The sequence below is a fragment of the Burkholderia sp. M6-3 genome, assembly GCF_050858985.1.
GTDB lineage: Bacteria > Pseudomonadota > Gammaproteobacteria > Burkholderiales > Burkholderiaceae > Paraburkholderia > Paraburkholderia caledonica.
Genome location: NZ_CP110090.1, coordinates 1759951 through 1782016 on the forward strand (window position 1 = coordinate 1759951; position 22066 = coordinate 1782016).

Below are 22066 nucleotides of genomic sequence, written 5' to 3' on the forward strand. Positions count from 1 at the left end.
GCACCGCGCACCGCGTTAGTTCGATGTGGCGTACTGCAGCGTGGCGCGGCCTGCATCTTCGAAGCCGAAGAGCGCGTGCGTGTGCTGACGCCGCGCGCGACAGCAAGCTGCGCGCTGCGCCTTCATCTTTCACTGAGTCGTCTATGTGCCGATAGCCGCACGCGTTCATGAATGGCGCTTGCCATCACTCCTGCAACGCTGTTGCCAATGGCGCTCGCGTTGGCACGCTCGCCTGATTGCGTACCCGGATCACAGTTCTGTCAAAGCATCGGTTTGCATCGACTGGAGGACATACCTTGCCCCGTTTCACGTTCAAAAGCTGGCTCGCGGTATTTGCGTGCGCTGTCGGACTGGCTGCTGTATCGGCCACTTCGACGGTTCGCGCGGAAACTGCGTTGAACGCGAAGACGTCATGGATCGGCAACACATTTGGTTTCGGCGATGGCACATGGGCGCAGATCAACATCACGGCGATCGCGGTTGCGCCCGACGGCAAGGTCTATACAAATGCGCCATGGGACGAAAGCGGCGCAGAAGCGAGCGTCTATCAGAACGGCAAGATGCTCGGCTTCGCGGGCGGAACGCATGGGTGGGGTAACAGCGGTGGCAACGCGATCGCGATCAACCGCAAATACGCATTTGTCGCCATTGCGGTCGGCAACGAAAAAGGCCGGTTGGTCGAACAGGGCGTGTGGCCGGGAAAAGGCAAGCAGTGGTTCGGCATTTCGCGCCGGCAGATTGCCGATCCAAAACGTGCCGCGCCGTTTCAGCCTGCGGCGAAAGCCGCTGACCCGCATGCGCAACTCGCGGCGGGCTTTTTGATGATGAACGAAGTGCCGACGGGCACGAGCGCTGAGATCGGCGGACTCGCGGCTAGCGACACTACGCTCTATGCGGCTAACACGGCGCGAGACCGCATCGAGGTGTACGACGCCGAGTCGATGCAGCAGAAGACCACGTGGAGCGTCCACGAGCCCGGCCGGATCGCGCTTGCGCCGGACGGCACGCTGTGGGTGCTGAGCGGTACGCGCAACGATCGAGCGCCGCATGTCGAGCATTACACGCCGGGCGGCAAGCGGATCGATGAGACGTTCGAACTACCCGCCGATACGCTCGCCGTCGATATCGCCGTCGATGCGAAAGGCCGCGTTCTGATCGCCGACAACGGCCCGCGACAGCAGGTGCTGTTCTTCAGCAAGAGCAATGGCCAATACACGCAGTCGGACTTACTAGGCGAGCGCGGCGGAATTTTTAGCGGCGTCGCGGGAAGACCAGGACCCCGACGTTTCAACGGACTAACAGGCGTAGGCGTGGATGCGAGCGGAAACGTCTATGTATCGACCAACGGCATCGGCCCGCGTTATGAGCCGATCGGCGCGGGCCTCGGCGCGACCCTCGAAAGCTACGCGCCTGACGGCAAGCAGAACTGGCTCGTGCAGGGACTGCTTTTTGTCGATGGTGCATGGATCGATCCGTCGCGGCCAGATAGCGTGTACACGGGCAACAAGCGTTTCGAGCTCGATTTGTCGAAGCCCGCTGGGCAAGACTGGAAATATGTTGGATTCCTGTCTAACAGATTCAAATACCCGGACGATCCGGTCTTTCACACCGATCAATATCCGGGCCTGCCGATTGCCCGCAAGCTGAAGGGCCACACCTTTCTATACCTGACCGACATGTATGCGGACCATCTGAAGATCTATCGCTTCGATCCGCAACGCGATGGCGAAACGGCGATTCCGTCCGGCTTTATCGCTGGCCGCGAGCGCCCGGTCGCCAAGGTGCCGAACGCGCCTCCGGGCGGCGACTGGATCTGGCGCGACGCGAACGGCGACGGCAAGTTCAACAGCGACGAATTCGCCCCGAACACGAGCGGCACGAAGCTCGCGGGCGGTTGGGGCTGGTGGGTGGATACCGCGGGCGACATCTGGCGCACGCGTGACACGAAGGGCATTTATCGCTTTCGGTTCGGCGGTCTGGATGGGAAGGGCAACCCCGTCTATTCGTATTCGGACCTCACGCAGTACCCGGTGCCGCAACCATTCACGGAATTGCATCGCGCGATCTACGAGCCCGACACCGACACGATGTACGTGAGCGGCTATACGCCCGACACGCCGGTGGATCGCGGTTTCTGGAAGGAGGTGGGCCGCGTGCTGGTGCGCTACGACAAATGGTCGAGCGGCAAGCCGGTGCAACGCTATTCGATCGCGCTGCCGTGGCAGACACAAAGCAAGCCCATCGCGACGATCATCGGCCTCACGGTCGAGGGGCAATACCTCTTCGGCGTCGAACCGGTGGGTGCGGTGCATGTGTGGGACAAGGACAGCGGCCGTGAACTCGGCGTAATCCGGCCCGGCCCCGAAGTGGGCCGGGCGTCCGGCTGGGTCGACGTACCCAACGGCATCAGCGCGGCGAAGCGAGCGGACGGCGAGTACCTCGTATTCGTCGAGGAAGACGCACGCGGCAAGGTGCTGATGTACCGATGGAAACCTTGACGACGCGTCCGCAACCCCACGCATGACTAAAGAAACAGGCAATCGTAGTCGAACCCCAGGGCACCCGATGGACAAAGGCATTCTCAAGAACGTAGCGATCAATTTCTTCGGTCTCGTGCTGCCGACTTTCGTCTCGCTCGTCACCGTGCCGTCGTATATCAGGCTGCTCGGCGTCGAACGCTACGGCGTAATCAGCCTCGTGTGGACGCTGATCGGCTACTTCGGGATTCTCGATCTGGGCATGAGCATGGCCGCGCAGAATCACATTTCGAAGGCGCGCGCGTCGGGCAACAAGGACGAGAGCGCGCGCGTGTTCTGGAGCGCGACGTGGCTCAATCTCGCGACGGGCGTGATCGGCGGGTTGATCATCTATTTCGGTGCGTTCCTCTACACCGCGTATTTCACGAAGGTGTCGCCGGAACTGCAGCACGAGGTGTATATGGCGCTACCCTGGCTCGCGGTGGCGATTCCGATTGCGAACGTGTCGTGGGTGTTCGCCGGCGCGATCAACGGCGCCGAACGCTTCGGCATCTACAACACGAATCAGACCATTGGCACGTTCCTGTTTCAGTTGCTGCCGCTCGGCGCGGCGCTGTGGCTCGGTGCGAGCTTGCAGAACGTGCTCGCCGCCGCCGTGTTTGCACGCATTCTCGCCGCGATCCTGCTCGGCCGGTCCGCGTTAAAAGTGCTTGAAATACGCAGTGTTCTGCCGCCGCAGCTTGGTGTGGCAAAGGGGCTTTTCAACTTTGGCGGCTGGATGCTGATTGCGAGCGTCACCAACATGATCGCCGAGTCGCTCGACCGCGTGATGCTCGGTACGAGCCTCGGCGCGCGCTTCGTCACGTATTACACGGTGCCGCAAAACCTCGTGACGCGCTTGAACATCGTGCCCACCGCGATGGTGCGCACGCTCTTTCCACGGCTTTCCGCGGTGGGCCGCGCCGATGCCGACACCATCACGCAGCAGTCGCTCGAATTTCTCAACGGCGTGTTCACGCCTGTCGCTTTGATCGCGATGCTGGTGCTCGAACCGTTCCTGCACCTTTGGGTCGGCAATGAAATTGCAAGCGTCGCGGCGCCCGTGGGACGCATCATGATCGTTGCGGTATGGCTCGTGGGCCAGGCGAACGTGACGCGGATCCTGATCCAGTCGCAGGTTAATCCGGCTACGGCCGCGCGCGTCGGTCTGTTCGAATTGCCCTTGTTTGCAGGGGCTTTGTGGTTCGGCATCACGCATTTCGGATTGACTGGCGCGGCGATCGCGGTGGCCGGCCGCGCGCTGTTCGATTACGCGGTGCTGTTGCGCCTTTCGGCGATCCGCGCGCGGCAAATCGCGCTCGACATGCTTGCTCATCTCGCTTTCCTGCTGGCCAGCCTCTGGCTTTCCAGCTTCCTGCCGGGCCTCGCCATGGCGATCGTCGCTGGCCTGTTGATGGTGGGCGCGAACATCGCCTGGTCCATCACGATGACACCCGCCTTGCGCGATCTAGCGCGTTCACTGCTGTTGCGACTGAATCCGAGGAAAAGCGCATGAATCACGAAGTCCTTGAAGAAGCCGTGCTGCAAGCTCCGACGCGCAGTGCGCTGGCCGAACTCACTACCGTTCCTACGGCTGACGCGCCGCCGCGGCGTGCCACATTGCGCGGCGATAAAGCCGTGCGCGTGGCGATCGTGCACGACTGGCTCGTTACGTATGCGGGTGCGGAGAAGGTGCTCGAGCAGATAGTGGCGTGCTTTCCGGATGCGGACCTGTTCAGCCTCGTCGACTTTCTCGACGACCGCAGCTTTTTGCGCGGCAAGCCGGTTACCACATCGTTTATTCAGAAGCTCCCGCTCGCGCGCAGCAAGTACCGCACGTATCTGCCGTTGATGCCGCTCGCGATCGAGCAACTCGATGTATCCGCCTACGACGTGGTGATATCGAGCAGTCACGCGGTGGCCAAGGGCATTCTGACCGGTCCGGATCAGGTGCATATCAGCTACGTGCATTCGCCGATCCGTTATGCGTGGGACTTGCAGCACCAGTACCTGCAGCAGTCGAAACTGACGAGCGGACCGAAGTCGGCAATGGCGCGGCTCATTTTGCATTACATCCGCAACTGGGACATCCGCACGTCGAACTCGGTGGACGGCTTTATTGCGAACTCCGATTTCATCGCGCGGCGCATTAAAAAGGTTTATCAGCGCGATGCGCAGGTGATCTTTCCGCCTGTCGACGTCGAAGCGTTTACGCTGTGCACGCAGAAGGAAGACTTTTATCTGACCGCCTCGCGGATGGTGCCGTACAAGAAAATCGACCTGATTGTCGAGGCGTTTGCGCGCATGCCAGAGAGAAAACTCGTCGTCATCGGCGACGGTCCCGACATGCAGAAGATCCGCGCGAAGGCGGGGCCCAATGTCGAGATCATGGGTTACCAGCCGTTCAAGGTGCTGAAGGATCGGATGAGCCGCGCCAAGGCTTTCGTCTTTGCTGCCGAGGAAGACTTCGGCATTTCGGTGGTGGAGGCGCAGGCGTGCGGCACGCCTGTCATCGCGTATGGCAAGGGCGGTGCGCTCGAAACGGTGCGCGATCTGTCGGAGCCGCGTCCGACCGGCATGTTCTTCGACGAGCAGAGCGCGGAGTCGATCATCGCCGCGGTCGAGCGTTTTGATGGACACGTGAAGCGCTTCTCGCCAACCGACTGCCGCGCGAATGCCGAGCGTTTCTCCGCAGCCAACTTCCGCGAACGCTTTTTCACCCACGTGCGATCTTCCGTGCCGGCGCTACGCAACGCGACGCTGCCACCGTGTGTGCCGTATCACGCGGAGCCGGCCGCGAACGCGCCGCGTATTCTCGCGGTCGATCAAAGCGGCGTACTCGGCGGCGCCGAGTTGTCGCTGCTCGAAATCGTCAAGGCGCTGCGCTCGCGCATGCAAGTGGTGCTGTTCGACGACGGCCCATTCCGTACCGCGCTCGATAAAGCGGGCGCCAGTGTCGAGGTGCTCGATGCGGGCGCGTTGCGCAACGTGCGCAAGCAGGGCGGCTCGTTGCCGAAGGGGCAGGCGCTGATGGGCCTGATGTCCCTCGTTCGCGCGACGGCCAAACGCGCGCGCAGCGCACAGGTGATCTATGCGAATACGCAGCGCGCGATGGTGATCGGCGCGGTCGCCGGCAAGCTCGCGAGGCGGCCGGTGGTCTGGCATCTGCGCGACATCGTGAGCCCGGAGCATTTCGGGTCCAAGCAGCTCGCCATCATCAAATGGTGCGCACGCCTCGGCCTCACGCATGTGATCGCCAATTCGGCGGCGTCGGCGCGCGCGTTCGCCGACCTCACGCATTTCGACGACAAACGCATCGACGTTGTATTCAACGGCATTTCTGCGGCACCGTTCGACGCATTGCGCAACGTGCCCCAAGCCACGCTGCGCGAGAAGTTGAACCTGCCGGAAGATGCCTTTCTGGTGGGTTCGTTCAGCCGCCTTGCACGCTGGAAAGGGCAGCATGTACTGCTCCAGGCACTGGTGCTCAATCCGCACATGCACGCGGTGCTGGTCGGCGCGCCGCTATTCGGCGAAGATCAGTACGAGATCGAATTGCGTGCGTTCGTCGCCGCACACGATCTTGGCGGCCGCGTGCATTTTCTCGGCTTCCAGCACGATATTCCTGGCTGCATGTGCGCGGTGGATGCGGTGGTGCACACGTCCATCACGCCCGAGCCGTTCGGCCGGGTGATCGTAGAAGGAATGCTCGCACAACGGCCGGTCGTGGCCGCGCGTGCGGGTGGGGTACTCGAAATTATCGACGACTACGAGAACGGCGTGCTGTGCACACCGGGCGATGCTCATGCATTGGCCGACGTGCTGGCAGAACTGCGCGCGAACGACGAACTGCGCGACAAGCTCGTCAAAAACGGCTACATGACGGCGCTGAACCGCTTTGGTACGTCGAGCTATGTCGAAAGTGTGGAGCGGATCCTGAGGCGTGTGGCACAGCCGGGTAGGGCTGCCGGCGCATGATCTGCACCACCCGCACGATCTGTATGAAGCACGAAGGCGGTAAAGGGCGTGGCTCGATGAATCGCGCCCGAGACCGCCGCCGTGCGACGGACAACGCAGTCAGAAGCACTGCCGGGAACATCTCTTACGGGAACGATTGACGCGGGGTAGGCAGGGACTTGGCCGGTTCCTGTCATTTGGCGCAACGGGGCGAACGTCACTGACATTCGCCCCGCTTCTTTTATCACGACTTCAGGAACGCGCCTTTAGCGGATTTCGGCTTGAAACTGGCGGACCAGTTCATCGCCGGTAATTCGACCAGCCGGTAGAACACGTATGCGGCCGGCACGGCGACCAGCATGTAGCCGAACGACGGCCAGATCGACATCTGCAACGAAGAGCGGAAGAGGACCGACGAAAGCAGCACGAAGATCGGCAGATGAATCAGATACAACGAAAAGCTGAAGTCGCCAAAGCGCGACAGAAGCCGCAAGCCCCAACCGTCGCGTTGCTTGACATTGCCGCGCTCCAGCGCTTTATACAGATAGAACGCGAAGCCGATTGCCCAGAGCTGGAACGCGCCGTATTGACCGTAGTGAAACGCCGCGCAACCAAGCGCGATGAATGCAGCGGCGAGCGCATAGAGCCACCGCGGCGAACCGGTCTGCGTGGAGGTACGGGCTTTCGCGTCGGCAATCCATGCGCCGAGGGTCCACGAAAACCAGTACGACGTGAAGAACTGGATGTCATGCCGTTCGAGCACATACGCGGAAACGACGTTGACCACGGCGACGATTGCGAGCACGGAGGTCATGCCGATGCGTCGACGCAGCGCGAATAGCAACGGATAGATCGCGTAGAACTGCACTTCCAGCGAAAGGGTCCACAGCGCGCCGTTCGATCCATACGTCTTGCCGGCCACGCCTTGCAGCGAGAACAGATTGACGAGAAACGCCTGTACGCCGATCTCGCGAATCTTGTGGCTAACAGGCGGTAATTGAAGACTGAACCAGTCGAGCGCGAGCGTCACCAGCAACGCGGCGAGCAGCACCGGATAGATGCGCGTAAAGCGGCGCACCCAGAAATTGCCTGCGTCGAGCCGGTAAGCCGGGTTGTTAGCAAGGCGTAAGGCGCCGCTGCGGTGAATGCAGTAGCCGCTGATTACGAAAAAAATCGGCACGCCCGCCGATCCCCATGCAATCGGGAAAGTCAGATAAGCCGCAATTGTTTTCAAACTCAATGAATGCCCGGCACTCTGATGAAATGCCTGCATGCCGACCCATTCGATCTGACGGCAATGGAAATACGCGACGAGCAGCGCGGCAAAACCTCGCATTGCGTCGATCACATGTTCTTTGCCGGCACTGTCGGAACGCGCGTCGCTTTGCACGCGCGGCGCGGCAGCCTTCAAAGGTGGAGAGAGGGGCAGGGATGAGCCGGCGGCATCCAGTGCTGGGTCGCTCATGCGCGGTCCTTTATTTGAAGTAATGCAATGCGGATCCGCGCGCGACTTCCGCACGCGGTGCATCACATGCTAGTTCACCGCGTCTATAAAAAAATGAATAAAAAATGACAGCCAATGTCTATTTGAGCGGCCTTTGTGACTAAATGTAATTGCGCATAAGCAGATGCGGACGATCAATTATTTATCGATTTTGTCGTGCTAATTTACAGCACGGATTCTCCTGATGGAGGTGAAATCATGAACCTGCATTTGCTTGCCGGCATTGCCGTGCTACTGATCCTCGTCGCCGCTTCAGCTTATCGCGAGGCGCTGCGCAATGAGCCCATCCGACGTTTCCGCATCAGTCCAGGCAAGCTACCGCAACTCGACGAAAACGAGGAAGCTCGCCAGTAGACGCCAGCGCGCTTGCTAATGGCGCGCGCGCGGAGGGCTGCGGCGTGAGTAATTTTTTCGGAATCGTCCACAAATAGTTCGATTTCAGAAAGTAAATGTTGCCTATGCCTTTGACAAATGGCGCAAATAGTCGTGAGTCGGGCGCATTAAGCATTATGTGTGAAATTCACGCGTGATCTAGCGCAGATTTTTTGTTAGCCTTTCTGGCGACGTCGATGGGCCAAGCGGCCCGCGAACACCAATTTCTAACCGATCTGGGAATGCCTACCATGCTGAAAGTCACTAAAGCCGTGTTTCCCGTAGCGGGCCTCGGGACACGATTCCTGCCGGCTACCAAGGCAAGTCCAAAGGAAATGCTGCCTATCGTCGACAAGCCGCTGATTCAGTACGCGGTTGAAGAAGCGATTGCCGCCGGCATCACCGAAATGATCTTCGTGACGGGGCGTAGCAAGCGCGCTATTGAAGATCATTTCGACAAGTCGTATGAGATCGAAGCCGAACTCGAGGCCCGCAACAAGCAGAAGCTGCTCGACCTCGTGCGCAGCATCAAACCCGCCAACGTCGACTGCTTTTATGTGCGCCAGGCCGAAGCACTCGGCCTGGGCCACGCGGTCTTGTGCGCCGAAAAGCTGGTGGGCGAAAGTCCGTTCGCGGTCATTCTCGCCGACGACCTGCTGCACAGCTCGAAGCCCGTCATGAGCCAGTTGGTCGATACGTTCAATCACTATCACAGTTCGGTGATCGGCGTCGAAACCATCGCGCGCGAAGACAGCCGCTCGTACGGTGTCGTGGACGGCCGTGAGTGGGAAGACAACGTGATCAAGCTCTCGGGTATCGTGGAAAAGCCGGCGCCGGACAATGCGCCGTCGAACCTCGGCGTAGTAGGCCGCTACGTGCTGATGCCGACCATCTTCAAGCATATTCGCGCGCTCAAGCCGGGTGCGGGCGGTGAACTGCAATTGACCGACGCAGTGCAGTCGCTGCTCACTGAGGAGCAGGTGCTTGCATATCGCTACTTCGGCACACGGTTCGATTGCGGCAGCAAGCTCGGCTACCTGAAGGCGACGGTGGAGTTCGCGCTGCGTCATCCGGAGGTGAAAGAGGAATTCGAAGCGTATCTGCACGCATACATGCGCGCAAATGGACAGGCGAATCCGGAAAGCCTGGAGCCTCAGTACACGGCCGAAGCGGCTTGATCCAGGCCGGGACATCCTGATCGCGCAATTCGTGTGATCGGTGTCATCGGCGCATCTAGCGCGAGATCGCATTCAGGCATCACGTCGAAGCATCACGCAGAAGCGCGCGAAACATCGCGCGCATTGAAAACGGGCGCCCCGAACCACGCGGGCGCCCGTCCTTTTTTGCCGCTCTCGAAATTAAAACTTCTTCGAGCCGCGGCGCGATATCAGGCTCAGCCGTTCTTCACTTGCAGACGGAACTTGTGCAGCAACGGTTCCGTGTAGCCGCTCGGCTGCTGGCGTCCTTCGAACACGAGTGCTTGCGCGGCCTTGAATGCAATGGTGTCGAACGAGGGCGCCATGGGCCTGTAATTCGGATCGCCGGCGTTCTGCTGATCGACCACTTGCGCCATGCGCTTGAAGGTCTCCTCGACCTGTTCGCGCGTCACCACGCCGTGATACAGCCAGTTCGCAATGTGCTGGCTCGAGATACGCAGCGTCGCGCGGTCTTCCATCAGGCCGATGTCGTGAATATCGGGCACTTTCGAACAGCCCACGCCCTGATCGATCCAGCGCACCACGTAGCCCAGAATGCCTTGCGCGTTGTTGTCGAGTTCAGCGCGGATTTCGTCGGCGCTCCAACTGGCCGTTTCGACGACGGGAATCGTCAGCAGGCCGTCCAGCAGTTCGTCGCGGACGCTCGCATAGTCGGTGCGCTCCAGTTGCTGCTGAACCGCCTGCACGTCGATCTGGTGATAGTGCAGCGCATGCAGCGTTGCCGCGGTCGGCGAGGGCACCCATGCGGTGTTTGCGCCCGCCTTCGGATGCGCGATCTTCTGTTCGAGCATGGCGTGCATCAGATCGGGCATGGCCCACATGCCCTTGCCGATCTGCGAGCGGCCGCGCAGGCCCGCGTGCAAACCGACGAGCACGTTGCTACGTTCGTATGCGGCGATCCATGTGCTCGACTTCATGTCGCCCTTGCGCATCATCGGGCCGGCTTCCATCGCACTGTGCATTTCGTCGCCCGTCCGGTCGAGAAAGCCCGTGTTGATGAACGCCACGCGTTCCGACGCCTCGGCGATACATGCGAGCAGATTCACGCTGGTGCGGCGCTCCTCGTCCATAATGCCCATCTTGATCGTGTTACGCGGCAGCTTGAGCAGATCTTCGACGCGAGCGAACAGTTCGCTCGCAAACGCGACTTCGGCGGGGCCGTGCATTTTCGGCTTCACGATGTAGATGGAGCCGGTGCGCGAATTCAACTTGTGTTTGCGGTCGTGCAGCGCGCACAGCGTCGTCATCACGGCGTCGAGTATGCCTTCGGGAATCTCGGCACCGTCCTTCGTCAGCACAGCCGGATTGGTCATCAAATGACCGACGTTGCGGATGAACAGCAGCGAGCGACCATGCAGTACGACGGGCGCCGTGCCGTTCGCGGCGACGTACACGCGGTCGTCGTTCAGCCTGCGCGTGAAGGTCTTGCCGTTCTTCGTGACCTCTTCGGTCAGATCGCCGTTCATCAGACCGAGCCAGTTGCGATAGAGCTGAACCTTGTCATCTGCATCGACGGCCGCAACGGAGTCTTCGCAGTCGATGATCGTGCTCACCGCCGCTTCGACCACCACGTCCTTCACATGCGCGGCGTCGGTCTTGCCGATCGAGTCGTTCGCGTCGATCTGAATCTCGAAGTGCAGCCCATGATGTTTGAGCAGCACCGCCGACGGCGCGCTTGCGTCGCCCTGATAGCCGATGAATTGCGCGGGCGTTTTGAGTTCGCTCGTTCCGTTTTTCAGCGCGACGACCAGCTTGCCGCCTTCCACACTGTAGCGAGTCGCATCGGCATGCGAGCCGTTCGCGAGCGGTGCCGCTTCGTCGAGAAACTTGCGGGCATAGGCGATCACCGCAGCGCCGCGCACCGGGTTGAAAGTCTTCTGTCTGTCGGCGCCGTTGGTCTCGGGAATCGCGTCGGTGCCGTAGAGCGCGTCGTACAGACTGCCCCAGCGCGCGTTCGCCGCATTCAGCGCATAGCGCTGATTCGACAGAGGCACCACGAGTTGCGGGCCCGCCTGCTCGGCGATTTCGGTGTCGACCTGGTCGGTCGTTGCTTTCACGCTCGCAGGCGCCGGCACGATATAGCCGATGCCTTCGAGAAACGCACGATAGGCTCGTAAGTCGCGCACCGGCCCGGGATTGGCGCGATGCCAGTTGTCCAGTTCCGTTTGCAGGCGGTCGCGCTCGGCGAGCAGCGCATGGTTTTTAGGCGCCAACTCGTGCACGAGTGCGTCGAAACCTGACCAGAATGCGGCGCTGTCAATTCCGGTGCCGGGCAGGGCTTCGGTTTCGACGAACTGGTCGAGATTGGCGGCGACCTGCAATCCGCCGCGCGGGTTCATCTGAGTCATCGACTGCTCCATCTGTCTGAGTGGGGCCGACGTGGGGACATCGGCCCGCGTTGGGGCTACTGCTGGGACGATCCTGCTTTCGGATTGTTGCGCTTCAGGGAAAAAGGGCAAGCCATCACGGCGGCATTCGTGACGGCGCTGGCGCTCGCGATGGGCGAAGCCATCGCCATGCCTGACTCAGACGCCGAGCGCCTGAATACCGGCCTTGGCGATCTGCGCATCCTGGTCGGACTTCACGCCCGATACGCCGACCGCGCCGACCACCTGGCCTTCGACGATCACCGGCACGCCGCCTTCGAGTGTGCCGAGCAGCGGCGCGCTGAGAAACGCGGTGCGGCCGTTGTTGATCATGTCCTCGTACACCTTGGTTTCGCGACGTCCAATCGCCGCAGTGCGGGCTTTTTCAGTGGCGATATACGAGCTCGCGGGCGCGCTGCCGTCGAGGCGCAGCATGCCGAGCGGGTGGCCGCCGTCGTCGACCACGACAATTGCGACGGCCCACTTGTTTTTCTCCGCTTCCGCGCGCGCGGCTTCGAGGATTCGGGTCGTTTCGGCTACGGTCAACACGGATTTGCTCAGCATAATCAGTTTCCTGTCTCGTTCATTGTAGGGTGCGACGTGCAGGGACCGTGAAAGGCGATCGTTCGCGGCGGGTCCCTCGCGAATCAGCTTGATTGGGGATTCTACGTCCAAGCGCGATGCGAAGAAACGCCATCGTTCAGCGGCGCCATTGGCGGCGTCTGCGGTGATCACCTTTCATGGCCGGCGTCGAGCAGCGCATCGGCAGAGCGCCATGCGGGATTACCCGACGCAAAACGGCCCAATTCCGACGCACGGCAGCGCCGTCGCAACACGGTCACAGTGCCGAACCGATTTACAATCGAGCCTTGATACAAGAGTTGCCATAAAAAACGAGCGAGTGCGTGATCCGGCGCTCGCGCATCCAACGTCCACGCCCCACATCATGCCGACCATCAGTGAGCTCTTTGTCTATCCGATCAAATCCTGCGCGGGCATCGCGCTGAACGAAGCGCGGGTGTTGTCCACGGGTCTCGAATACGATCGCGGCTGGATGGCCGTCGATTCAAATGGTGCAATGCTCACGCAGCGCGCGTATCCACGCATGGCGCTGATCAGGGTCGAGATCGCCGCGCAAGACCTGGTGATTCGCGCGCCCGGCATGAGCGAATTGCGTACGCCGCTCGACGCCGCGCGACTCGGTACGGCGGCGAGCGTCGAGACCACGGTATGGCGCGACGCAGCTTATGGACTCGACACTGGCGAGGAATGCGCGAAGTGGTTCTCCGAATTTCTCGGCATGCCGGTGCGGCTGTTACGTTTTGATCCCGAGCGCGAGCGCATTGTCGATCCGGCTTATACGGAGAGTGTGGGTCGCGCTACCACGCATTTCGCCGACGGCTTTCCGGTTCTCGTGATCGGCCAGGCGTCGCTCGACGACCTGAACATGCGCCTCAATGCGAAGGGCGCGCCGTCCATCCCGATCGATCGATTCCGTCCGAACGTGGTGTTAAGCGGGCTCGATGCTTACGAGGAAGACTATGTGGAAGCGCTGAGGGTGGACGACACGAATTCGGATAGCGCGCAAGGCGTCGAACTGCGCCTCGTCAAACTGTGTGCACGTTGCCCGATGCCGACCATCGACCAGGCAAAGGGCGAGCGCGATCCCAACTGGCCGAACGAACCGACCGACACGATGAGCGTTTACCGTGCAAACCCGCAGCGAAACGGCGCGGTCACGTTCGGCAACAACGCGCTAGTGGCGAGCGGGGCGGGCGCGTGGCTGCGTGTCGGCCAGGCAGTCGAGGCAGAGCTGGGCTTTGGCGACTAGTGAGTCGTGCGGCCGCTTGCATCACATTCACGCGGCGCGAGTATGCGCCGCGTCACTGCGCGATGACGCATGTTGCGCCCAGTCTGCCTCCATACTCTCACCGATCGCGTTGCCGATCAGAATCACCGCAGGACTGCCGAAGCCCGCATCTGTGGCGTCGGCCGCGAGGCGATCGAGGCGCGTCAGCAAGCGCCGCTCATTAGCGCCGCCAGCCCATTGAACGACCGCAGCCGGCGTCTGGGCAGGCAGGCTCGTGAGCAACGCGTTGGCGAGGCTGCCAATACGCCGCATTCCCATATAGATCGCGAGCGTCGTTCGCGTTGCCGCGAGCGCGGCCCAATCCGGTTCGCCGTGATCTTCCGTGTGCGCGGTGACGAACGTGACGCCGTGACAATGACGGCGATGCGTGAGCGAAATGCCGAGCCCCGCCGCGGCAGCGAAGCCCGACGAGATGCCATTGACGATCTCGACGGGAATCCCCGCGTCGCGCAAGGTCGCGAGCTCTTCACCGGCGCGGCCGAATAGCAGCGCTTCGCCACCTTTCACGCGGACCACGTGCAGCCCCTTTTGCGCATAACGCCGCATCAGGCGCTCGATAAACGCTTGTGGCGTCGAACGGCAGCCACCGCGCTTGCCGACCCGGATCACGCGCGCTTGCGGCGCGAGCGTGACGATCTCGGGATTCGCCAGGTCGTCGAGCAAGACGACGTCCGCAGCGGCGAGGGCTTTCGCGGCTCGCACGGTGAGTAGATCCAGTTCTCCCGGACCCGCGCTCAGTAACGTGACCTTGCCGGAGTTCGTGTTCATCGTGATGTCCTTAGCTTCTCTCTGTGGCCGGCGGGTAGGGTGCCGCCGGCGCCAAACAAAAAACGGCGTCCGCCCGTGATGATCACGAGGGGACGCCGTTGTCCGGTGATGCTGATTTGCCGCTCCTAGCTTCGCAATCTGGCGAGGCACTGCGTTGTGTCTTGCCAGGTGATGCGGTCGATGTGCGCCGGCTGCGTCGCCGGAGCGGCATTCATACGCCCAATGCCCATGCAAGTAGCAGGCCAACGTGCGAAGACGCGACGGTGGCGGGGAGCATTCGGTCGATTCGAAGCTTCGGCGGTGCGCGTTAAAACACGTCCTCTACGCCCTGCCAGCCGTTGATTAAAAGAGCGCGACGCCGTCATGGCGCTCCTCGTGCGGGACCGTTTCGCACCAGTCATGCGCCCGCTTTTGGCACGCGCAAAGTGCTGCGTCGCACCATCGCTGTGCTGGCCTGCATCGAAATGCGTCGCGCACGCAGTTCGTCGACGACTCACGCAATGCCGTGCGAAGCCCCGCGCGGTGGGGCGCACGCGCACATCGCATGCAATTGGCACAGCCCTTGCATTTAGTCCCGCCATCGGATCAACGTGGATCCGCCGCGAGAGCCACACGAGGCACTTGCCGCAGTACCAGGTCAGGACAACGGCGTCCCCCGAATTCAGTCATCGACTGGGTTCGCGGGACGCCGTTTTTATTTCCGGCGCCGCATTGCCGATGACGGCATGGCGGCGACCGATGCCCAGCACATTGAGGAAGCCGCGGTCATGAAAATCATCGTTATCGGTCACGGGATGGTCGGTCACAAACTGGTCGAGTGTCTGGCGCAAGACGCCGCGCACGGCCTCGACATCACGGTGCTGTGCGAAGAATCGCGTCCGGCGTATGACCGCGTGCACCTCTCCGAATTCTTCTCCGGCAAGACTGCGGACGACCTCTCGCTCGTGGAACCGGGCTTCTTCGAACGCCAGAACGTGTTGCTCAAGCTCAACGCGAAGGCTGTCTCGATCGACCGCGCCGCGCGCACCGTGACTGTCTCGACTGGCGAGACGTTGCCGTACGACAAGCTCGTGTTCGCGACCGGCTCCTATCCGTTCGTGCCGCCGGTGCAGGGACGCGAGCGCAGCGACTGCTTCGTCTATCGAACCATCGACGATCTGGAGGCGATGCAGGAATGCGGCGCGCGCTCGAAGACCGGCACGGTGGTCGGAGGCGGACTGCTGGGTCTCGAATGCGCGAAGGCGCTGCGCGACATGGGTCTGCAAACGCATGTGGTCGAATTCGCGCCGCGCCTGATGGCGGTCCAGGTCGATGAAGGCGGCGGCCGCGTGCTGCGCACGAAGATCGAAGAACTCGGCGTGACGGTGCACACGCAGAAGAACACCACGGCGATCGTCGACGGCGAAGCGGGCACGCACCGCATGCAATTCGCGGACGGCACTTATCTCGACACCGACATGATCGTGTTCTCCGCGGGCATTCGTCCGCGCGACGACCTTGCGCGCGACACCGGCCTGACGCTCGGCGCGCGCGGGGGCATCGTGATTGACAACGCATGCCGCACGAGCGATCCGCACATCTATGCAATCGGCGAGTGCGCGCTGTGGAACGGCCAGTTGTTCGGCCTCGTCGCGCCCGGCTACGACATGGCGCGCACGGTCGCCAGGCAACTGCTGGGCGAGCCCGCCGAATTCGCGGGCGCCGACATGAGCACCAAACTCAAACTGATGGGCGTGGACGTCGCGAGCATCGGCGATGCGCATGGCAATACGCCGGGCAGCCGCGCGTATCAGTTCAGCGACGAACGCAAGCAGATCTACAAGAAGCTCGTGATCTCGGAATGCGGCAAGTATCTGCTGGGCGGCGTGATGGTTGGCGACGCAAGCGAGTACGGCACGCTGCTGCAGATGATGCTCAACCGCATCGAGCTTCCGGAGTCGCCCGAGTTTTTGATCCTGCCGCAAAGCGACGGCAAGGCGAAGCCGGGACTCGGCGTCGACGCGCTGCCGGACGCCGCGCAGATCTGCTCGTGCAACAACGTGTCGAAAGGCGACCTGTGCGCCGCGGTTTGCGCGGGCGCGACTGACATCGGCGCGCTCAAATGCGCGACTAGCGCGGGCACTTCCTGCGGCGGTTGTGTGCCGCTCGTCACGCAGGTGATGAAGGCCGAGATGAAGAAGCAGGGCCTCGCGGTGAACAACCATGTGTGCGAGCACTTCGCGTATTCGCGCCAGGAGCTGTATCACATCGTGCGCGTGGAAGGCGTTCGCAGCTTCGGCGAACTGATCGCGAAACATGGCCATGGTCTCGGCTGCGATATCTGCAAGCCGGTGGTCGCCAGCATTCTTGCGTCGTGCTGGAACGAATTCGTGCTAAAGAAAGAGCACGCGTCGTTGCAGGACACCAACGACTACTACCTCGCCAACATTCAGCGCGACGGTACATATTCGGTCGTGCCGCGCATGGCGGGCGGCGAAGTCACGCCCGACGGTCTGATCGCCGTTGCGCAGGTCGCGAAGAAATACGGCCTCTATACGAAGATCACAGGCGGCCAGCGCGTCGACCTGTTCGGCGCGCGCGTCGAACAACTGCCGTTCATCTGGGAAGAACTTATCGCAGCGGGCTTCGAGTCGGGCCATGCGTACGGCAAATCGCTGCGCACCGTGAAGTCGTGCGTCGGCTCGACATGGTGCCGTTATGGCGTGGGCGATTCGGTAGGCCTCGCGGTCGAACTCGAGAACCGCTATAAGGGCCTGCGCACCCCGCACAAGATCAAGTTCGGCGTCTCGGGCTGCACACGCGAGTGCGCGGAAGCGCAGGGCAAGGACGTCGGCATCATTGCGACGGACAAGGGCTGGAACCTGTACGTGTGCGGCAACGGCGGCATGAAGCCGCGTCACGCGGAACTGCTTGCCTCCGACCTCGACCGCGAAACGCTCGTGCGCTACATCGACCGCTTTCTGATGTTCTACGTGCGCACCGCCGACCGTCTGCAACGCACCAGCGTGTGGCGCGAGAACCTCGAAGGCGGGCTCCAGTATCTGATCGACGTGGTTGTCGACGACCACCTGGGCGTGGCCGAAGAACTCGAAGCGGACATGCAGCGGGTGATCGACACCTATGAATGCGAGTGGAAGAAGGCGGTGACCGATCCCGAAACGCGCAAGCGCTTCCGCCATTTCGTCAATAGCGACCAGTCCGACAGCACAGTGAGCTTCGTCGAGGAACGCGGGCAGATCCGCCCGGCGACACACGATGAACGTCAATCGAAGCTTGCCGCCATTCCGGTCGTAGTGGAAACCGTTTGATTCATTGGCGTCATGGCTCGCGTACTGGCTGGCGCGTATCAGATTCAAGCTTCAAGGAGCACGTAGTTCTGCATCGAAAAGCAGGCCCGCATGGCATAGACGTTGCATGAACAACGCGGGTTTCAACATGGTGATCATTCCGGTGCGTGGCGAAGCATGCAGTCAGCCGGAAGGTCGAAAATCAGTTTAGTGAGGATGTCTGATGAAAAACGTGATGAGCTCCCTTAAGAGTGGAGACTGGCGCGCGCTGGTAGCGTGTTTTCTCTATTTCGATACCGGCTTCACGGTCTGGGTTCTGTATGGCCCGCTCGCGCCGTTCATCAGCAAGAGCATTGCGATGACCCCGGCGCAGCAAGGTCTTCTCGTCGCGGTGCCCGTGCTGTCCGCAGCGATCTTGCGGGTGACGCTCGGCAACCTCTATCAATCGGCGCATGGCAAGCGCATTGCGTTGCTCGGCGTGCTGCTGTCGGCGGTGCCGACCATCGTGTTGCCGTTGCTGCCGTCCGTTCCGTCGTACACGCTGCTGCTGGTGCTAGGCGTGTTCCTCGGCGTGGGCGGTGCGAGCTTTGCTGTTGCATTGCCGATGGCAGGCAGCAACTATCCGCCGAAGGTACAGGGTCTCGTACTGGGACTCGCCGCCGCGGGCAACATCGGCGCGGTGCTCGACGGTTTCCTGTTCCCGCAACTCGCCACTCACTACGGCTGGCAGACAGCAACGGGCGGTGCGTTGCCTCTGCTCGCTATCGCAGGCATCACGCTGTATTTCTGGGCAAACGACTCCGGCGTGAAGACCGGCAGCGTGCTGCGCGCATTTGGCAGCTTCGTGGTGACGCTTGTCGGCCTGATCGTGCTCGTGCTGCTGGTCGAAGCGGGCATCTTCGGTTCGGGCAAAACGGGTGTGCTGCTGTTGCCGGTGATCGGCGCGCTGCTTGCCATTGCAGTGCTGCCCAAGCGCTATCGTGCGGTGCTGGCGGAGCGCGACACGTGGGTCATCATGCTCGTCTATAGCATCACGTTCGGGGGTTTCGTGGGTATGTCCTCGTATGTGTCGCTGCTGCTCACCAATCTCTATCAACTATCGAAGATCGACGCGGGCCTTTTCATGGCGCTTCTCGCCGCGACCGGCGCGCTCGTGCGTCCGCTTGGCGGCCTGATCGCCGACAAGGTCTCCGGCGTGCGCGCACTGACCGTGCTGCTCGCCATCATCTCGGTGTGCGACTTCGTGTTTGCCGCGGTCATGCCCACGCTCGCGGGCGGCATTGCGCTGCTGCTCTGCCTGTATCTGGCCTTTGGCCTCGGCAATGGCGCGACGTTCCAGCTCGTGCCGCATCGCTGGGCCGGCCGTACCGGCCTGATGTCGGGCATCGTCGGCGCGGCGGGCGGCATCGGCGGTTTCTATCTGCCTGTCGTGATGGGCATGGCGAAGGAAAGCACCGGTTCATATCAGATGGGCTTTGCCACCTTCGGCGCGCTGGCCGCGTGTGCGTTTGTCGCAATCGTCGCGCTGCGCCGGCCGTGGATGGCGTGGTCGATGCAATCGGGCGTGATGCACGCTCATGCAACCGAGTAACGCAACTGGCTGACGGAAAGCATTCACTCAGCGCATCAACGGGCGCGTCGACGTGCAACCAACAGCGCCGACGCAACCCGCCGATCTGGATCTTCCGAAGTAAATATGCTCTCAACAATAGAACGACTCCCGGCGCAAGTGGACGTCTCCAGCGAAGTGTTGAGCTCGTTGATCAACATGGCAGGGCGTCAACGAATGCTTTCGCAGCGCATCGTCTTCAAGGCCATGCTCGCGCTGCGTCGTAGCGACGGCGCGCTCGCCATCGCACGGGAGACGTTGCGCACTTTCGCGGACAGTCACGCGGCACTGGTGCAAGGCCGCGATGGTCTGCCGGGGCTCTTTTCGCCCGCTTTGCGGGAGGCTTTTCATGGGAACGCCAGCGATAGCAGCAGCGGACACGTGGAGAAGAGGATCACGAACTTCATTGCCCTGGCGCACGCGGCGCTCGACGCCATAGCGCGCGAGGCTTCGAACGCCGAAAATGCGCTAGAAGTCCTGATCGCGTCGGCGGACCCGTTGCTCGGCGACTTACATGCCGTCACAGCGGTCTACGAACAGGAAAGCCGCCGTATCGCGCGTGCCCAGAAGAAAGAGCAGCAGCAGTTGATCGATCGCATCAAGGCGATCGCGAAAGAAGCGCATATCGTGTCCTTCAACGGTCAGATCGTGGCAAGCCGCACGAACGTGACCGGTCGCGAGTTCGCAGTCGTGGCCGGCGTCATGACTTCCATCACGAAGGAACTTGAAGCAGTGGTCAGCGCATTCGTGAAGAAAGTCTCGGGCGCCTGATACGTCATGCGTGACACGTAGTTCGCCCAACGCGCAGCGCTTCAACACTGATCGCGGACCTCGGCCCACCTGCCCACGCGTGCTCATCCCGGCTATGCTTGGCGTTTTCGCAAACGTCGGGGCAATTACATGAACAGCGGATGGCAGGCTGTGTGGGCAACGGCCAAGGCAGAATTCTCCGATCTCGGAGACCCATCCGATGTAACGCAGGTGCTGATGCGTCTCGGGCTCGCGTTGATACTGGGCGGCGTGCTCGGTTTCGAGCGGGAAATATCGCAGCGCGACGCCGGTATGCGAACGCACATGATGGTGGCGGTGGGCGCGGCCCTGTTCGTCGTCGTGCCGCTGCAAGCCGGCTTCTCACAAGACAACATGAGCCGCGTGCTGCAAGGGCTCGTGTCCGGCATCGGCTTTCTCGGCGCGGGCGCCATCATGAAGCTCAGTGCGCAGCGCGAGGTGCGCGGCCTGACGACGGCGGCAAGCCTCTGGCTCAGCGCCGGCGTCGGTGTGGCCGCGGGCCTCGGACGCGAGGCCACGGCGATCCTCAGCGTGGTGATTGCGTTGCTGATCCTGTCGAGCGCGCGCCTCGTAAAAGGCAACATGCCCGGCGGCAAATAGCGATGTGTGCGTTAGAACTTGTGCCTCAGCGCAACGCGCACGGCGACCTGCGTGCTCGTCGACGAAGGCGCCTGCACACCGGGAATAAACGCATTGTCGAGAATCGAATGGGTCGACTCTCCCGTGACCTTCTGGTACTCGCCCTGCACATATACGTCGGTGCGTTTGGAGACGTTGTAGTCCGCCATCAGTCCGACCGAGTGGATTTTCGGCTTCACACTGCCTGACGATGCATCGTAGTTCTCGATGGTGTACACGTACTGAGCACCGACGAAGAATGCCGGCGTGAACTGATATTTCCCGTTCACTTCGAAGTTCTGATACTTGAGCGTGTTCAATTCGACGCCCGGCGCGGCGAGCGGAATGCCGATATAGCCATTGCCGGTCGGGCTCTTATACGTGGAGTTCGTATAAGCGAAGCCGACGGTAGCCGGGCCGAACGTGTAGTTGATGCCGCCGCCGAAAACGCGCATGCGTGCGGCGATAAAGCTCGCGTCGTTCGCGGTGATCGCGCCTGCCGCGCCCATGCCGGGATTGTTTGCCTGCAAATAGGCCGCCGCGATCAGCAGACCACCGGTTGCATACTGGGCGCCAAAGCTGTACGCGCGGTTATTGGCGAAGTTGGTGTCGTTGCTGAAACTGTAGACGCCCCCGAACTGCAGGCCCGCTATTTCGGGGCTCGTGTACTTCACGCTGTTGCCGAGTCGGAACGAGTTGTCGGTGTTGTCGTTGTCGTACGGATGTGCGAACAGGTAGCCGGCCCAGTTGCCGTTAGCCGTGGTTTGCGCGAGGTAATCCACCACCGAATCGTACTGGCGGCCGAACGTGAGCGTGCCGAAGCGGCTGTCGCTCAATCCCACATATGCCTGCCGGCCAAACATGCGGCCACCCTGGCCGAGCCGCCCGGAGTTCACGTCGAAGCCGTTTTCCAGCTGAAACACGGCTTTCATGCCGCCGCCCAGATCCTCCGAACCCTTCAGGCCCCAACGGCTGCCCTGCGCGTAGCCGCTTGCCATCTCCCACACCGCGCCGTGCCCGGCGTTGTTCGTGTAGTCGAGCCCTTCGTCGAGCACGCCGTAGAGCGTCACGCTGCTTTGTGCGAACGCGCACGGAGCGGCCAGTGACGCAAGGGCTGCGAGCGCACCGAGGGTAGCGGTGGCGGACAAGGTCATTTTTATCATCGAGAACTCCACGTTGGTAATGAGCGGCGT

15 protein-coding genes are annotated in these 22066 nt (G+C 61.8%); 10 read left to right on the forward strand and 5 right to left on the reverse strand.

Annotated elements, in window-relative coordinates:
* The first annotated feature begins 296 nt into the window (after positions 1-296).
* The 3 genes from OH764_RS07655 to OH764_RS07665 all read left to right on the forward strand — a co-directional run bounded on the left by OH764_RS07655 (position 297) and on the right by OH764_RS07665 (position 6494).
* Entirely contained in the window at positions 297-2498 is a 2202-nt protein-coding gene (locus tag OH764_RS07655) for an NHL repeat-containing protein (RefSeq protein WP_498848603.1), read from the forward strand.
* Positions 2499-2565: 67 nt separating this feature from the next.
* Entirely contained in the window at positions 2566-4032 is a 1467-nt protein-coding gene (locus tag OH764_RS07660; protein WP_288829246.1) for a flippase, read from the forward strand.
* Positions 4029-6494, forward strand: a complete 2466-nt coding sequence (locus OH764_RS07665; RefSeq protein ID WP_498848604.1) for a glycosyltransferase family 4 protein — start codon at positions 4029-4031, stop codon at positions 6492-6494. The genes OH764_RS07660 and OH764_RS07665 overlap by 4 nt, the downstream gene beginning before the upstream one ends.
* A 223-nt stretch (positions 6495-6717) precedes the next feature.
* Here the strand turns inward: OH764_RS07665 and OH764_RS07670 are convergent, their stop codons facing one another.
* Positions 6718-7938 (reverse strand): acyltransferase family protein, encoded by a 1221-nt coding sequence (locus OH764_RS07670; RefSeq protein ID WP_498848605.1) that lies wholly within the window; start codon positions 7936-7938, stop codon positions 6718-6720.
* A gap of 237 nt (positions 7939-8175) precedes the next feature.
* On the opposite strand from OH764_RS07670, the gene OH764_RS07675 reads away from it, so the two are divergent.
* Positions 8176-8331 (forward strand): hypothetical protein, encoded by a 156-nt coding sequence (locus tag OH764_RS07675; RefSeq protein ID WP_167455730.1) that lies wholly within the window; start codon positions 8176-8178, stop codon positions 8329-8331.
* 269 nt (positions 8332-8600) lie between these two features.
* Entirely contained in the window at positions 8601-9527 is a 927-nt protein-coding gene (gene galU, locus OH764_RS07680) for a UTP--glucose-1-phosphate uridylyltransferase GalU (RefSeq protein ID WP_084690031.1), read from the forward strand.
* Positions 9528-9742: 215 nt separating this feature from the next.
* Here the strand turns inward: galU and OH764_RS07685 are convergent, their stop codons facing one another.
* Positions 9743-11914 carry a malate synthase G gene (locus OH764_RS07685; RefSeq protein WP_498848606.1) on the reverse strand — a complete coding sequence of 724 codons (2172 nt, stop codon included), beginning with the start codon at positions 11912-11914 and terminating at the stop codon, positions 9743-9745.
* A 177-nt stretch (positions 11915-12091) separates the two neighbouring features.
* Positions 12092-12496 (reverse strand): heme-degrading domain-containing protein, encoded by a 405-nt coding sequence (locus OH764_RS07690; protein ID WP_498848607.1) that lies wholly within the window; start codon positions 12494-12496, stop codon positions 12092-12094.
* A gap of 382 nt (positions 12497-12878) precedes the next feature.
* Here OH764_RS07690 and OH764_RS07695 point away from each other — a divergent pair, with 382 nt between their 5' ends.
* Positions 12879-13763, forward strand: coding sequence for an MOSC domain-containing protein (locus tag OH764_RS07695; RefSeq protein WP_498848608.1), 885 nt, complete (start codon positions 12879-12881; stop codon positions 13761-13763).
* 27 nt (positions 13764-13790) lie between these two features.
* Here OH764_RS07695 and cobA read toward each other — a convergent pair whose 3' ends face one another.
* Entirely contained in the window at positions 13791-14570 is a 780-nt protein-coding gene (cobA, locus tag OH764_RS07700) for a uroporphyrinogen-III C-methyltransferase (protein WP_498848609.1), read from the reverse strand.
* 767 nt (positions 14571-15337) lie between these two features.
* Here cobA and nirB point away from each other — a divergent pair.
* From nirB to OH764_RS07720, 4 genes are all read left to right on the forward strand, one after another.
* Positions 15338-17878 carry a nitrite reductase large subunit NirB family protein gene (gene nirB, locus OH764_RS07705; protein WP_498848610.1) on the forward strand — a complete coding sequence of 847 codons (2541 nt, stop codon included), beginning with the start codon at positions 15338-15340 and terminating at the stop codon, positions 17876-17878.
* A 202-nt stretch (positions 17879-18080) separates the two neighbouring features.
* On the forward strand, positions 18081-19448 hold the full coding sequence (locus tag OH764_RS07710; RefSeq protein WP_020065980.1) for an MFS transporter: 1368 nt from the start codon (positions 18081-18083) through the stop codon (positions 19446-19448).
* 195 nt (positions 19449-19643) lie between these two features.
* Entirely contained in the window at positions 19644-20237 is a 594-nt protein-coding gene (locus OH764_RS07715) for a type IV pili methyl-accepting chemotaxis transducer N-terminal domain-containing protein (protein WP_498848611.1), read from the forward strand.
* Positions 20238-20366: 129 nt separating this feature from the next.
* Positions 20367-20855 (forward strand): MgtC/SapB family protein, encoded by a 489-nt coding sequence (locus OH764_RS07720; RefSeq protein WP_498848612.1) that lies wholly within the window; start codon positions 20367-20369, stop codon positions 20853-20855.
* An 11-nt stretch (positions 20856-20866) separates the two neighbouring features.
* Here OH764_RS07720 and OH764_RS07725 read toward each other — a convergent pair whose 3' ends face one another.
* The gene (locus OH764_RS07725; RefSeq protein WP_498848613.1) at positions 20867-22036 is read right to left on the reverse strand and encodes a porin; all 1170 of its coding nucleotides are present in this window, start codon (positions 22034-22036) and stop codon (positions 20867-20869) included.
* Positions 22037-22066 lie beyond the last annotated feature (30 nt).

What these genes read in the sequence shown, in the direction of transcription:
- OH764_RS07660 (WP_288829246.1), top strand. Translation starts at nt 2,566, where the DNA reads ATGGACAAAGGCATTCTCAAGAACGTAGCGATCAATTTCTTCGGTCTC.
- OH764_RS07665 (WP_498848604.1), top strand. Translation starts at nt 4,029, where the DNA reads ATGAATCACGAAGTCCTTGAAGAAGCCGTGCTGCAAGCTCCGACGCGC.
- OH764_RS07670 (WP_498848605.1), bottom strand. Translation starts at nt 7,938, where the DNA reads ATGAGCGACCCAGCACTGGATGCCGCCGGCTCATCCCTGCCCCTCTCT.
- OH764_RS07675 (WP_167455730.1), top strand. Translation starts at nt 8,176, where the DNA reads ATGAACCTGCATTTGCTTGCCGGCATTGCCGTGCTACTGATCCTCGTC.
- galU (WP_084690031.1), top strand. Translation starts at nt 8,601, where the DNA reads ATGCTGAAAGTCACTAAAGCCGTGTTTCCCGTAGCGGGCCTCGGGACA.
- OH764_RS07685 (WP_498848606.1), bottom strand. Translation starts at nt 11,914, where the DNA reads ATGACTCAGATGAACCCGCGCGGCGGATTGCAGGTCGCCGCCAATCTC.
- OH764_RS07690 (WP_498848607.1), bottom strand. Translation starts at nt 12,496, where the DNA reads ATGCTGAGCAAATCCGTGTTGACCGTAGCCGAAACGACCCGAATCCTC.
- OH764_RS07695 (WP_498848608.1), top strand. Translation starts at nt 12,879, where the DNA reads ATGCCGACCATCAGTGAGCTCTTTGTCTATCCGATCAAATCCTGCGCG.
- cobA (WP_498848609.1), bottom strand. Translation starts at nt 14,570, where the DNA reads ATGAACACGAACTCCGGCAAGGTCACGTTACTGAGCGCGGGTCCGGGA.
- nirB (WP_498848610.1), top strand. Translation starts at nt 15,338, where the DNA reads ATGAAAATCATCGTTATCGGTCACGGGATGGTCGGTCACAAACTGGTC.
- OH764_RS07710 (WP_020065980.1), top strand. Translation starts at nt 18,081, where the DNA reads ATGAAAAACGTGATGAGCTCCCTTAAGAGTGGAGACTGGCGCGCGCTG.
- OH764_RS07715 (WP_498848611.1), top strand. Translation starts at nt 19,644, where the DNA reads ATGCTTTCGCAGCGCATCGTCTTCAAGGCCATGCTCGCGCTGCGTCGT.
- OH764_RS07720 (WP_498848612.1), top strand. Translation starts at nt 20,367, where the DNA reads ATGAACAGCGGATGGCAGGCTGTGTGGGCAACGGCCAAGGCAGAATTC.
- OH764_RS07725 (WP_498848613.1), bottom strand. Translation starts at nt 22,036, where the DNA reads ATGATAAAAATGACCTTGTCCGCCACCGCTACCCTCGGTGCGCTCGCA.